Source organism: Mycolicibacter minnesotensis, assembly GCF_010731755.1.
GTDB lineage: Bacteria > Actinomycetota > Actinomycetes > Mycobacteriales > Mycobacteriaceae > Mycobacterium > Mycobacterium minnesotense.
In genome coordinates this window covers 2,231,943-2,244,043 of record NZ_AP022589.1, presented here as the reverse complement: position 1 = coordinate 2,244,043, position 12,101 = coordinate 2,231,943, and the positions used below count along the sequence as shown (strand labels likewise).

The following is a 12,101-nucleotide window of genomic DNA, read 5'->3' as shown; positions in this document are numbered from 1 at the left end:
GCGGTGTGCACAAACGCTCTGACCGTCTCGCCCGACTCGCTGATGCCCGGCTCTACCTGTGCACCGATGCCCGCCGCGAACGCGGTGACCTGTCCGAGTTCGCCGAGGCTGCGCTGGCCGGAGGCGTCGACATCATCCAGCTGCGCGACAAGGGTTCGCCGGGCGAGCAGCGGTTCGGTCCGCTGGAGGCCCGCGGTGAATTGGCGGCACTGGAGATCCTGGCCGACGCCGCGCGACGGCACGGGGCACTGCTGGCGGTCAACGACCGCGCCGACATCGCCCGCGCCGCCGGCGCCGACGTGCTGCACCTGGGGCAGGACGACCTGCCGCTGCCGGCGGCACGTGATGTCATCGGGCCCGACGTGCTGATCGGCCGCTCGACCCACGATCGCGATCAGGTCAGCGCTGCCCTGGCCGAGCCGGTCGACTACTTCTGCACCGGGCCGTGCTGGCCCACCCCGACCAAGCCGGGTCGGACCGCACCGGGCCTGGAGCTGGTGCGGTTCGCCGCCGACCAACCCGACCCCAAGGTGTGGTTCGCCATCGGCGGCATCGACATCGAGCGATTGCCGCAGGTGGTGGGGGCCGGCGCACGCCGGGTGGTGGTGGTACGCGCGATCACTGCCGCCGAGGATCCGCGGGCAGCGGCCGCGGCGCTGCGCGCCGGGCTGATCGGGGCGTAGCGGCGCCGGCCTCAGCCGGGCAGTTCCAGCCCGCGCAATAAGTCCCAGCTGGCGGCGAAACCCGGGTGCAACGGCAGCCCGGCGACGTCGTATTCATCCACCCACCGCAGTTCGGTGCTCTCGCCGTTGGGCACCACCGGGAGCAGTTCGTCGGCGTCGGCCACCACCGTGGTGTAGGTCCAGCTGGTACCGCTTGCGGACGCGGTCACGACGGCGGCACGCACGACGATCCGGTCAGCGGGCAGGCCGGCCTCCTCTTGCGCCTCGCGGATGGCGGCCTCTTCGGCGGACTCGTGGCTGTCACGGGCACCACCGGGCAACGCCCAGGTGCCACCCTGGTGGCTCCACCAGGCGCGATGCTGCAGCAGGACGGTGGGCGACCCGTCGGGGCGCGGTGCTCGCAGCAGCAGGCCCGCCGCGCCGTGCCGGCCCCAGAATCGGGCGCCGGTATCGGAGAACGCCCACCCATCGCCGTCACCACGCACGCTTGGAAGCGTATCGGGACTGGCAAGGTCTCGGTTCTGGCGACTTCAGGCGTCGTTTTCGGAAACAACCGCGCCGAGTGGGCCCGCAGACGCCACCCAGGCTCTTAGAATCCCTTTAGTATCGTTGGTGCCGCGAGCAGCCGCAGAGATGGAGTCTGAAGAGACGTGACCGTTGAGTTGGCGCATCCGTCAACCGAGCCGGCGGGTTCACGGTCGCCGACCGAACCGGCCCGATCCCGCTGGTGGTTCTTCACCACCACACCGGGCCGAATCCTGGCCATCGGCCTCATCCTCGCTGCGCTGGGCGGTATCAGCGCGTTCGCCACCGCCACCACGATCAACAACCGGCAGAACACGCTGACGACGGTGCTCAACCACACCGAACCGCTGGCCTACGCCGCCGGGCAGCTCTACACCCGGCTGTCGGTGGCCGACGCCGCGGCAGCTACTGCATTCATCGCCCAAGGTGAGCCGCGCGCGGTGCGCCAGCGCTACGAGCAGGCCATCACCGACGCCGCGGTCGCAGTGACCCGGGCTTCTGGCGGTCTGGACGACGAACCGCTACTGCAGTTATTGGGGCGGATCAACGCGGAGCTGGCCGTCTACACCGGCCTGATCGAGACGGCCCGGACCAACAATCGCTCCGGCGATCCAGTCGGTTCGTCCTACCTCTCGGAAGCCTCCGAGCTGATGCAGCACACCATCCTCCCCGACGCCCAGCGCCTCTATCAGGCCACATCGGCGACGGTGGACATCCAGACCACGGCGTCGACACGGGTGCCGGCTCCGGTGATCCTGGTGGTGGCGACCACCGTGCTGTTCGGAGCGTTCGCCCACCGCTGGCTGACCCGCAACACACGCCGCAGGATCAACTTCGGACTGGTGGCCGGTGGTCTGGCGATTCTGCTGATGATCATCTGGGTCGGCACGGTGCTGGTGATCTCCACCGCGGGCAGTCGCAACGCCAAAGACACCGGCGCCGAGTCGCTCAAAGCGATCACCAACCTGGCGATCACCGCACAGCAGGCGCGCGCCGACGAGACGCTGTCGTTGATCCGGCGAGGTGACGAGGAGACCCGCAAGCAGACTTTCTACCAGCGCATCGACACCATGCAGGAGCAGCTGGACGGCTATCTGGAGCGCGGCGATGCGGTGGACAAGGCGGACCTGGCCAACGCCGGGCAGCTGCTCAGCCGGTGGCGGCAAGCCAATGACCGGATGAATGCCTATATCAGCGTAGGCAACTACCGCGCTGCCACCCAGGTGGCCTTGGGCGGAAGCGGCGACGACTCGACTCCCGCATTCGATCAGCTGGACGCGGCCCTGGACAAAGCACTGCAGCACAGCCGCAATCAGCTGCGTAGCGACGTGCTCAATGCCCGCCGGGTACTGTCGGTGGCCCCGGTAGGGGGCGCGGTGCTCAGCATGAGTGCCGCGATCGCGGTCGCGCTCGGGTTGTGGCCCCGACTGAACGAGTACAGATGATGATCCACCGTTGGCCCCGGATGCTGGTGTGCGCGCTGAGTGCGGCACTGGTGCTGTCCGGGCTGACCGGATGCGGCCGCAACGAGTTCGTGACAGCGACAGCCATGCCGACACTGCCGCCGCCCACCCCCGCCGGCATGCAGGAGCTTGCCCCCGAGGCACCACGACCGCCCGAACCGAGTACCGACGACTGCGACGCCACCGCCAGCCTGCGTCCTTTCCACACCAAGGCCGAGGCCGACGCGGCTGTCGCCAAGATCCGCCACCGCGGCCGGTTGATCGTCGGCCTGGATATCGGTAGCAACCTGTTCAGCTTCCGCGATCCGATCACCGGTGAGATCACCGGCTTCGACGTCGATATCGCCGGCGAAGTGGCCCGCGATATCTTCGGCACCCCCTCGCAAGTCGAATACCGAATCCTGGCATCGGCCGAACGTATTGCGGCCCTGGAGAAATCCGAAGTCGACATCGTCGTCAAGACCATGAGCATCACCTGCGGCAGGCGTGAGCTGGTGAACTTCTCGACGGTGTACCTGGTGGCCAATCAGCGCCTGTTGGTGCCCCGAGACTCCGCGATCCGCCGGGCCGCGGACCTATCCGGCAAACGGGTCTGTGTGGCACAGGGCACCACGTCGCTGCGGCGCATTCGCAACATCTCCCCGGCGCCGATCATCGTCTCGGTGGTGAACTGGGCCGACTGCCTGGTGGCGCTGCAACAGCGCCAGGTGGATGCGGTCAGCACCGACGACTCGATCCTGGCCGGTCTCATGTCCCAGGACCCGTATCTGCACATCGTCGGGCCGAGTATGGACGAGGAGCCCTACGGCATCGGGATCAACCTGAACAACACCGGGCTGGTGCGTTTCGTCAACGGCACCCTGGAGCGCATCCGCCGCGATGGCACCTGGAACACCCTGTACCGCAAGTGGTTGACCGTGCTGGGCCCGGCGCCGCTGCCGCCCACTCCGAGGTATTCGGACTGATGGCCGGCCAGGACGACGCAGTGGACCAGCTCGCGACCGAGGTGGAGGACGAGGGGCCGGCCACCCAGCGCGCAGACGTACTGGCCGAATCGTCTTCGGTTCGGCGGCCGATGTCGACCCAAGCGATCTTCCGCCCCCGGGAGGGCTCGAACTCCCCGGGAACGACCGAATCCCACGAGACAACGGTGGTGCGCACCGTCGCTCCGCGGCGGCGCTTGGGCGGCGGCCTGGTGGAGATCCCCCGCGTTCCCGAGATCGACCCCCTCGCCGCGCTCATGGACAACCCTGAGGTCGCCGAGTCCAAGCGCTTCTGCTGGAACTGTGGGCGACCGGTGGGTCGATCCACCGGGGACGCCAAGGGCGACTCGGAAGGTTGGTGCCCGCACTGCGGAAGCCCGTATTCCTTCCTGCCGCAACTGAAACCCGGCGACATGGTGGCCGGGCAGTACGAGATCAAGGGCTGCGTGGCCCACGGCGGCCTCGGCTGGGTGTACCTGGCCGTCGACCACAACGTCAACGAGCGCCCGGTGGTGCTCAAGGGACTGGTGCATTCCGGTGACGCCGAGGCCCAGGCCATCGCGATGGCCGAGCGTCAGTTCCTCGCCGAGGTGACGCACCCGTCGATCGTCAAGATCTTCAACTTCGTCCAGCATCCGGACTCGCACGGCGACCCGGTCGGCTACATCGTGATGGAGTACGTCGGCGGCCAGTCCCTCAAGCAGAACCGTGGCACCCGGCTGCCGGTGTCGCAGGCCATCGCCTACATGCTGGAAATCCTTCCGGCACTGGGGTATTTACATTCGTTGGGCCTGGTCTACAACGACCTCAAGCCGGAAAACATCGTGCTGACCGAGGAACAGCTGAAGCTGATCGACCTGGGCGCGGTGGCACGAATCAACTCCTTCGGCTACCTCTACGGCACCCCGGGCTTTCAGGCCCCCGACATCGTTCGCACCGGACCCACGGTGGCCACCGATATCTACACCGTGGGCCGGACCCTAGCCGCGCTCACCCTCAAACTGCGCACCCGCGACGGTCGCTACGTCGAGGGACTGCCCGACGACGACCCGGTCTTGAAGAAGTACGACTCCTACCGCAGGCTGCTGCGCAGGGCGATCGACCCCGACCCGCGCCGTCGGTTCACCTCGGCCGAAGAGATGTCCGCGCAGCTGATGGGTGTGCTGCGAGAAGTGGTTGCGCGTGACACCGGCACGCCGCGGCCCGGCCTGTCCACGGTGTTCACCCGTTCGCGATCCACCTTCGGTGAGCATTTGCTGGTCGCGCATACCGACGTCTACCTCGACGGGCACGTGCATTCCCAGAACCTCACCGCACGCGAGATCGTCACCGCCCTGCAGGTTCCGCTGATCGATCCGGGTGATGTCGCGGCACCGTTGCTGTCGTCGATGGAGCTCAGCGAACCGGTGCAGACGCTGGATTCGCTACGCGCCGTGCGGCACAGTGCGCTGGAGTCCGAGGGGATCGACCTGTCGGAGTCCATCGGGCTGCCGTTAATGGAAGTGCGCGCACTGCTCGATCTCGGCAATGTCACCAAGGCCACCAGCAAGCTCGACGAACTGGCCGAGCAGGTGGGGTGGCGCTGGCGCCTGGTCTGGTTCCGCGGGGTCGCCGAGCTGCTCAACGGCGACTACGACGCCGCCCGCAAGGACTTCACCGAAGTACTCGACATGTTCCCGGGCGAGCTGGCACCCAAGATGGCACTGGCCGCCACCGCGGAGCTGGCCGGCACGGACGACGAACGTGGCTTCTACGAGTCGGTGTGGCGCACCGACGACAGCGTGATCTCGGCGGCCTTCGGCCTGGCCCGCGCACTCTCGGTAGAGGGAGACCGGACCGCGGCGGTTCGCACCCTGGACGAAGTGCCTGCCACCTCAAGGCATTTCACCACTGCCCGGCTGACCAGCGCAGTGACCCTGCTGTCTGGACGTTCTTCCAACGAGATCACCGAGGCCCAGATCCGCGATGCCGCACGCCGGGTCGAGGCGTTGCCGGAGACCGAACCACGGGTGTTGCAGATCCGGGCACTGGTGCTGGGCGCGGCGATGGACTGGCTGACCGAACACAAGGCCAGCACGAACCACATCCTCGGATTCCCGTTCACCGAGCACGGACTGCGGCTCGGGGTGGAGATGGCGCTGCGGGCCCTGGCGCGGCTGGCACCCACCCAGGAGCACCGCTACCGCTTGGTCGACATGGCCAACGCCGTGCGCCCCATGAGCACGTTCTAGTCCGATGACCATAACCAGCTGGCTTCGTCGCGCTGCGGCGATATCGGTGTGCCTGGCGGTCCTGACGCCGACCGCAGCGCCGCTCGCCGTCGCCACGCCGAGCGACGGGATCAGCGGGGTGACCCTGTCGCAGACCACGATCGAAGGCCGCGACTATCTCCTGCGCGAGATCACCATCGAGCCGGGCGGCAGCACCGGCTGGCATTGGCACGACGGCACCGTGTTCGGAGTCGTGCGTGCCGGCACCCTGACGCACAATCGCGCGGACTGCAGCCTCGACGGCGTCTACGGGCCCGGGGATCAGATCACCGAGCCCGGTGGGCCCGCGCACGTCCACATCGGCCGAAACCTGGGGCCGACACCGGTGGTGATGCAGGCCGTGTACCTCCTGCCGATCGCTGCCCCGCTGATGCAGGACGCGCCCGACCCCGGTTGCGGTTACTCCTGACCCGCCCCTGAGATCACTCAGCCCAGCCGGCGCAACCGCGGCTCCAGGTCGGCCTTGAACAGCTCCAGGAAACGGCGCTGGTCATGGCCCGGAGCGTGGAACACCAGGTGGTTGAGACCCCAGTTGACGTACTCGCCGACCTTTTCGACGGCCTCGTCCGGATCAGAGGCGACGATCCAGCGCTTGGCGATCTGCTCGATGGGCAGCGCGTCAGCGGCCTTCTCCATCTCGATCGGGTCGTCGATGGAGTGCTTCTGCTCGGCGCTCAAGGACAGCGGCGCCCAGAATCGGGTGTTGTTCAACGCCAGTTCGGGATCGGGATCGTAGGAGATCTTGATCTCGATCATCTTGTCGATCGAGTCGGCGTCTCGCTCCGCGATGGCTGCACCCTCTAGCACCGCCGGCATCAGCTTTTCGGTGTAGAGCTCCTCGCCCTTACCGGACGTACAGATGAAGCCGTCCCCCACGCGCCCCGCATACTTGGCCACCGCCGGCCCGCCGGCGGCGATGTAGACCGGCACTCCCGACTCCGGGACGTCGTAGATCGAGGCGCCCTTGAGCTTGTAGTAGTCACCGTCAAAGTCGACCCGGTCACCGCGCCACAGTTCGCGCATCAGCCGCACCGACTCACGCAGCCTCCCGAACCGCTCCTTGAACTCGGGCCACTCGCCGGTGAAGCCCGTGGCGATCTCGTTCAACGCCTCGCCGGTGCCGACGCCCAGGAAGATGCGCTGCGGGTACAGGCAGCTCATGGTCGCGAAGGCCTGCGCGATCACGGCGGGGTTGTACCGGAACGTCGGGGTCAGCACGGAGGTACCAAGTGCGATCTTGCTCGTACGTTCACCGACCGCGGTCATCCAGGCCAGCGAGAATGGGGCGTGCCCACCTTCGTGGCGCCAGGGCTGGAAGTGGTCACTGACTGTGGCGCTGTCCATGCCGTGCGCTTCGGCCGCGACGCCGAGCTCCACCAGCTCCCGTGGTCCGAACTGCTCCGCCGATGCCTTGTACCCGAGTTTTAGTTCCGCCATTCCACCTTTTCTACTCTCCCGTCACCTTTCTAAACTCACGGGCATGGGTGAGAAGCTCGTGGAGCTCGTTCCAGTGACTGAGCGCGTTTACTTGGCCCGCGGCGAGGCCGTCAACTGGCTACTGGTCACCGACGACACCGGCGTGATGCTGATCGACGCCGGCTATCCCGGTGACCGCACCGATGTACTGGCGTCGCTGGGGGCGCTGGGCTACCACCCGGCCGATGTGCGGGCGGTGCTGCTCACCCACGCCCACGTCGACCATTTCGGTGCGGCGATCTGGCTGGCCAAGGCGCACGGCACCCCGGTGTACTGCCACGCCGACGAGGTCGGCCACGCCAAGCGCGAGTACCTGGAGCAGGTCTCGCCGCTGGCGCTGGCCCCGCGGCTGTGGCGCCCCAGCTGGGCACTGTGGACCGCGCACGTGGTGCGCAGCGGCGGCCTGAACCGTGAGGGCATCCCCTCGACGCAAGCGCTTACCGGGGAGATCGCCGCGGGACTGCCCGGCCAGCCGCTCGCCATCCCCACTCCCGGCCACACTCGCGGCCACTGCTCGTATCTGGTGGACGGCGTTCTGGCCAGTGGTGACGCACTGATCACCGGTCATCCCGTCCTGACACACTCCGGACCGCAGCTGCTGCCGGAGCTGTTCAGCTACAGCCAGCAGGACAGTGTCCGGAGCCTCAGCGCGCTGGCGCTCCTGGAGACCGAGATCCTGGCTCCCGGCCACGGCGAGGTCTGGCACGGGCCGATCAGGGAGGCCGCTGAGGCGGCGATCGAACGTGCAGGCAAACATTAAGGTCACGATCGCCTAAGGGCCGAACACGGCTTTTAAGGACCCGCCTTAGGGATTGACTCCGCACTTGTGGAGCATTCGCCGCTTATTCGCGCGGCCAGTTCAGATGCGGTCACCACCGCGGCCCCTGTGCCTGATTGAGCTACCCGACGGCCATCTGGGTCGGGCGTACGTTGGGTTGCAAATCGGAAGAGCATTCCCTATCCCGGAAGGAAATTCCATGTCGAAAGCACATGCCCGCAACGTGATTCACCGAGTCGGCTTCGGCGCGGGACTTCTGGGGGCGACCGCCGCCCTGGTCGTCGCCCCGTCGGCGTCGGCGGCACCGGACTGCAGCCCGGCCGCGGTATCGGGCACCGTGAACGCCGTGACAGGTTCGGCGCGGCAGTATCTGGACGCGCATCCGGGTGCCAATGCCGTGGTCAATCAGGCCTTCAACGCGCCCAGGCCGCAAGCGTCCACCGACGTGCGCAGCTACTTCACCGCCCACCCGCAGGAGTACTACGAGCTGCGCGGAATCCTGGCACCCATCGGCGAGACGCAGCGGCAATGCAACACCACGGGTCTTCCACCGGAGCTGGCTTCGGCCTACGCCGAATTCATGGCGGGCTGACGCCGGGCGATCAGATCCGGGTGGCCGCGACGTAACGGATGGCCGCCGGCGCACCGTCGAGCTCGCGCTCGGACAGCCGGGGCAGTCGCGCTGCCGCGAACAGTTCGGCGATTCCGGACTGAGCTGCGGTCCAACCGCTTTCAGTCAGATACCGGACGACATCGGTGTGTTCTCCGGAATAGAACGGACCGGAACCGGTGAGGCTCAAGCCGCGTTGGCGCCACCGCTCGACGAGGGATTCGTGGTGCACGGCCTGCGGTTTGCTGGGGGGCACCGCATGGTCGGCGGCCATGCGGCTGCCCGGCGCGCTGAGGGCAGTGACCCCGTCGAGCAGGCGGTTCTGGGCATCGCAGGGGACGTACCAGACCAGCAAACCCTCGATGATCCACACGGTGGGTGCGGCCGCGACGAAGCCCACCCGCCGCAGGGCAGCGGTCCAGTCGTCGCGCATGTCGACGCCGACTGCGCGCCGGTTCACGCTGGGCGCGCTGCCCCAGGACCGCATGGTGGTGGTCTTGAAGTCCACGACATGCGGGTGATCGACCTCGTAGACGGTGGTCTCGGGGGGCCACCACAGCCGATAGGCGCGGGTGTCCAGGCCTGAGCCCAGAATGACCGCCTGCCGGATGCCGTCGCGCGCCGCATCGGTGAGAAACGTGTCGAAGTACCGGGTGCGCGCCGCGGAGAACTCCGCGAAGCGCGGAAACCCGCCATCTTTTCCGAGCCGACTGATGTCCAGGTCGCCGTCGGCAACCCGCTTGCAGAACTCCAAGCCCACCTTGTGGACCAGGGGTGCCGCGAAGGGGTCGTTGATCAGCCCGCGTGACGCCGCAGCTGCCCGGGCCGCTGCCAGCACTGTGGCCATGACTCCTGCGCCACTGGCCAGGCTCCCGGCGTCATCGCGTTGGCTGTACGCAGCATTCATGGTTGCCCACCGCGCCAAAACGGTGTCAGGAAGACCTTCTGACGCTGGGTGCGCCGTGCACCACCGCCCGCACCTCGTCGTCCATACCGCTGGCCGCCACGAACAGCATCTCGTCACCGGCCTGCAGCGTGTCGGTGGTGCGGGGCAGGATCACCTGTTCACCGCGCTGCACAGCGACGAGCGCGGCTCCCTCGGGCAACACGATGTCGCAGACCTGACGGCCGATCAGCGGATTGTCATCGGGCAGGGTCAGTTTCGTCAGGCTGGCGTGCCCGCGCCGCAGGCCCATCAACGGCACCAGGTGCCCGACGTCGATGGCCCCTTCCACCGCGGCGACCATCGCCCGCGGGGTGGAGACCGCCACGTCGATACCCCACTCCTCGGTGAACAGTGGCTCATTGCGGGCGTTGTTGACCCGGGCGACCACCCGGGCCACCCCGAACTCCGCCTTGGCCAGCAGCGCGGTGGCCAGGTTGGCCTTGTCGTCGCCGGTTGCGGCGATCACGACGTCACAGATCTCGATGCCGCATTCGCGCAACGCGCTCAACTCGCAGGAGTCGGCGAGCAGCCACTCGGCGTCCGGGACGGTGCGGGGTTGGTAATGCGCCGGGTTGCGTTCGATCAGCAGCACTCGGTGGCCGTCGCCGATCAGTTCTCGTGCGACCGATCGCCCCACCGCGCCGGCGCCAGCGATCCCGATGCGCATGATTGCTCCCCTAGTCCCCGGGCTGGCCCGGCCGTTGCGGGCGTAACACGGTCGTGACAGCACTACTGATTTACTGACAGATAACACGAACCCGCCGACTCTGAGCGAATCACATGCGCGGGTACCACCGCTACCAACAGCCCGAACGGGGGTCAGATGAGCCTGGAACAGCTCTACCTGGCTCTGCTCATCGGCGGCTTGGTACTGCTGGCCAGCATCATCGCCACCCGTGCGGCCGATCGGGTCGGGCTGCCCAGCCTGCTGCTGTTCCTCCTGGTCGGGGTGGTGATCGGCAATGACGGCCTGGGCCTGGACTTCTCTGATGTCCAGTTGGCCAGCGATTTGGGCACCACCGCGTTGGCGGTGATCCTGGTCGAAGGTGGTCTGACGACGCGCTTCGCCAACATCCGCCCGGTGCTGGCGCCGGCGGCCGTACTGGCCACCGTCGGTGTCGGGGTCAGCATGGCGGTGATCGCGGTGGCCGCGCACCTGCTGTTGGGTATCAGTTGGCAGCTGGCCTTCCTGCTCGGCGCCGTCGTATCACCCACCGACGCCGCAGCGGTGTTCTCGATCCTGCGGGTGCTGCCGCTGCCACGGCGGGTGGCCGGCCTGCTGGAAGCCGAATCCGGCTTCAACGATGCACCGGCGGCAATCGTGGTGCTGATGTTGAGCACGACACCGCTGGTGATCGACCCGGCCCACGCCATCGGCGCGGTGGTCTACGAGCTGGTGGCTGGATCGGCGATCGGATTGATCGCCGGACTGCTCGGGGCGATGATGCTGCGTCGTGCCGCGCTGCCGGCATCCGGCCTGTATCCGCTGGCGACCTTCGGTCTGGGCATGGTGGCGTTCGCCGCGGCCGCGTCGGCGCACTCCAGCGGTTTCATCGCCGCCTATCTGTCCGGCGTCGTGCTGGCGAACTCCGGCCTGCCGCACCGCGCGGCCATCCGCTCGTTCGCCGAGGGGCTGGGCTGGTTGGCCCAGATCGGGCTGTTCGTGTTGCTCGGGCTCTTGGTGAGCCCCAGCCAGTTGTCGGGGGAGTTGGTGCCCGCGCTGATCATCGGCGCGGTGCTGCTGCTGCTGAGCCGGCCCTTGTCGGTGGTGGCGTCGTTGATCTGGTTCAAGGTGCCGTGGCGTGAACAGATCTTCCTGTCCTGGGCCGGCTTGCGCGGCGCGGTCCCCATCGTGCTCGCGACGTTCCCGATCGTCGACGGTGTACCGGACAGCTATCGCCTGCTCAACATCGTGTTCATCCTGGTGGTGGTCTACACCGTGGTGCAGGGGCCCAGCCTGGGCCTGTTCGCGCACTGGCTGGGGCTCATCCCGCGGGACACCACCCGCGAGATCCAGGTGGAGGCGGCACCGCTCGACGTCTTGGAGGCCGAGCTGCTGACCATGACGGTGCAGCCGGGGTCAAAACTGCACAATGTCTCGGTACTGGAGCTGCGGCTGCCCGACCCGAGCGTCATCACCTTGATCATCCGCAAGGGCGACACCTTCGTCCCGCAGCCCGACACGCGCATCACCGTGGGCGACGAACTGCTCATCGTCACCACAAGCGAGACTCGACTGTCGGCTGAACGCCGGCTGCGGGCGGTCAGCCGGCGCGGCAAGTTGGCCCACTGGTTCGACGAATACGGCATCAAGGAATAACCCGGCGTCGACCGTGCGCGCGCCAATGCACAACACCGTCGCGGAAG

The 12,101-nt window shown here is 67.6% G+C and carries 12 protein-coding genes; 8 read left to right on the top strand and 4 right to left on the bottom strand.

Annotated features, from left to right (window positions below; translation table 11 throughout):
- Nucleotides 1-5 precede the first annotated feature (5 nt).
- Nucleotides 6-683, top strand: coding sequence for a thiamine phosphate synthase (gene thiE, locus G6N09_RS10395; protein WP_083022598.1), 678 nt, complete (start codon nucleotides 6-8; stop codon nucleotides 681-683).
- Between the two features lie 11 nt (nucleotides 684-694).
- Here the strand turns inward: thiE and G6N09_RS10390 are convergent, their stop codons facing one another.
- Nucleotides 695-1,168 (bottom strand): NUDIX hydrolase, encoded by a 474-nt coding sequence (locus G6N09_RS10390; RefSeq protein WP_083022597.1) that lies wholly within the window; start codon nucleotides 1,166-1,168, stop codon nucleotides 695-697.
- Between the two features lie 165 nt (nucleotides 1,169-1,333).
- Between G6N09_RS10390 and glnX the strand changes: the two genes are divergently transcribed.
- From glnX to G6N09_RS10370, 4 genes are read left to right on the top strand one after another with little or no spacing between them, the layout of a single operon-like run.
- Nucleotides 1,334-2,653 (top strand): protein kinase G-activating protein GlnX, encoded by a 1,320-nt coding sequence (glnX, locus tag G6N09_RS10385; RefSeq protein ID WP_083022596.1) that lies wholly within the window; start codon nucleotides 1,334-1,336, stop codon nucleotides 2,651-2,653.
- A complete protein-coding gene (locus tag G6N09_RS10380; RefSeq protein ID WP_109558780.1) occupies nucleotides 2,650-3,636 on the top strand; it encodes a glutamate ABC transporter substrate-binding protein in 987 nt (328 codons plus the stop codon). Before glnX ends, G6N09_RS10380 begins: the two co-directional genes overlap by 4 nt.
- Nucleotides 3,636-5,885, top strand: coding sequence for a serine/threonine-protein kinase PknG (locus G6N09_RS10375; protein ID WP_083022795.1), 2,250 nt, complete (start codon nucleotides 3,636-3,638; stop codon nucleotides 5,883-5,885). Before G6N09_RS10380 ends, G6N09_RS10375 begins: the two co-directional genes overlap by 1 nt.
- A gap of 4 nt (nucleotides 5,886-5,889) precedes the next feature.
- Nucleotides 5,890-6,333, top strand: a complete 444-nt coding sequence (locus tag G6N09_RS10370; protein ID WP_083022595.1) for a cupin domain-containing protein — start codon at nucleotides 5,890-5,892, stop codon at nucleotides 6,331-6,333.
- Between the two features lie 17 nt (nucleotides 6,334-6,350).
- Here G6N09_RS10370 and fgd read toward each other — a convergent pair whose 3' ends face one another.
- Nucleotides 6,351-7,361: a glucose-6-phosphate dehydrogenase (coenzyme-F420) gene (fgd, locus tag G6N09_RS10365; RefSeq protein WP_083022594.1), complete on the bottom strand. Its 1,011-nt coding sequence runs from the start codon at nucleotides 7,359-7,361 to the stop codon at nucleotides 6,351-6,353.
- 43 nt (nucleotides 7,362-7,404) lie between these two features.
- Here fgd and G6N09_RS10360 point away from each other — a divergent pair, with 43 nt between their 5' ends.
- Complete coding sequence (locus tag G6N09_RS10360; RefSeq protein ID WP_083022593.1) at nucleotides 7,405-8,160, top strand: MBL fold metallo-hydrolase; 756 nt, start codon at nucleotides 7,405-7,407, stop codon at nucleotides 8,158-8,160.
- Nucleotides 8,161-8,377: 217 nt separating this feature from the next.
- Complete coding sequence (locus G6N09_RS10355; RefSeq protein WP_083022592.1) at nucleotides 8,378-8,770, top strand: heme-binding protein; 393 nt, start codon at nucleotides 8,378-8,380, stop codon at nucleotides 8,768-8,770.
- A gap of 10 nt (nucleotides 8,771-8,780) precedes the next feature.
- On the opposite strand, the gene G6N09_RS10350 is transcribed toward G6N09_RS10355, so the two are convergent.
- Both G6N09_RS10350 and G6N09_RS10345 read right to left on the bottom strand, forming a co-directional pair.
- The gene (locus tag G6N09_RS10350) at nucleotides 8,781-9,695 is read right to left on the bottom strand and encodes an SAM-dependent methyltransferase (RefSeq protein ID WP_083022591.1); all 915 of its coding nucleotides are present in this window, start codon (nucleotides 9,693-9,695) and stop codon (nucleotides 8,781-8,783) included.
- Between the two features lie 25 nt (nucleotides 9,696-9,720).
- Complete coding sequence (locus tag G6N09_RS10345) at nucleotides 9,721-10,401, bottom strand: potassium channel family protein (protein WP_083022590.1); 681 nt, start codon at nucleotides 10,399-10,401, stop codon at nucleotides 9,721-9,723.
- Nucleotides 10,402-10,557: 156 nt separating this feature from the next.
- Between G6N09_RS10345 and G6N09_RS10340 the strand changes: the two genes are divergently transcribed.
- Nucleotides 10,558-12,054: a potassium/proton antiporter gene (locus G6N09_RS10340; RefSeq protein WP_083022589.1), complete on the top strand. Its 1,497-nt coding sequence runs from the start codon at nucleotides 10,558-10,560 to the stop codon at nucleotides 12,052-12,054.
- Nucleotides 12,055-12,101: the final 47 nt, after the last annotated feature.

Bases quoted from the DNA above. Each gene is read 5' to 3' on its own strand.
- G6N09_RS10375 (WP_083022795.1), top strand. From the start codon at position 3,636: ATGGCCGGCCAGGACGACGCAGTGGACCAGCTCGCGACCGAGGTGGAG.
- G6N09_RS10340 (WP_083022589.1), top strand. From the start codon at position 10,558: ATGAGCCTGGAACAGCTCTACCTGGCTCTGCTCATCGGCGGCTTGGTA.
- G6N09_RS10355 (WP_083022592.1), top strand. From the start codon at position 8,378: ATGTCGAAAGCACATGCCCGCAACGTGATTCACCGAGTCGGCTTCGGC.
- G6N09_RS10360 (WP_083022593.1), top strand. From the start codon at position 7,405: ATGGGTGAGAAGCTCGTGGAGCTCGTTCCAGTGACTGAGCGCGTTTAC.
- G6N09_RS10370 (WP_083022595.1), top strand. From the start codon at position 5,890: ATGACCATAACCAGCTGGCTTCGTCGCGCTGCGGCGATATCGGTGTGC.
- G6N09_RS10345 (WP_083022590.1), bottom strand. From the start codon at position 10,401: ATGCGCATCGGGATCGCTGGCGCCGGCGCGGTGGGGCGATCGGTCGCA.
- G6N09_RS10350 (WP_083022591.1), bottom strand. From the start codon at position 9,695: ATGAATGCTGCGTACAGCCAACGCGATGACGCCGGGAGCCTGGCCAGT.
- fgd (WP_083022594.1), bottom strand. From the start codon at position 7,361: ATGGCGGAACTAAAACTCGGGTACAAGGCATCGGCGGAGCAGTTCGGA.
- G6N09_RS10380 (WP_109558780.1), top strand. From the start codon at position 2,650: ATGATGATCCACCGTTGGCCCCGGATGCTGGTGTGCGCGCTGAGTGCG.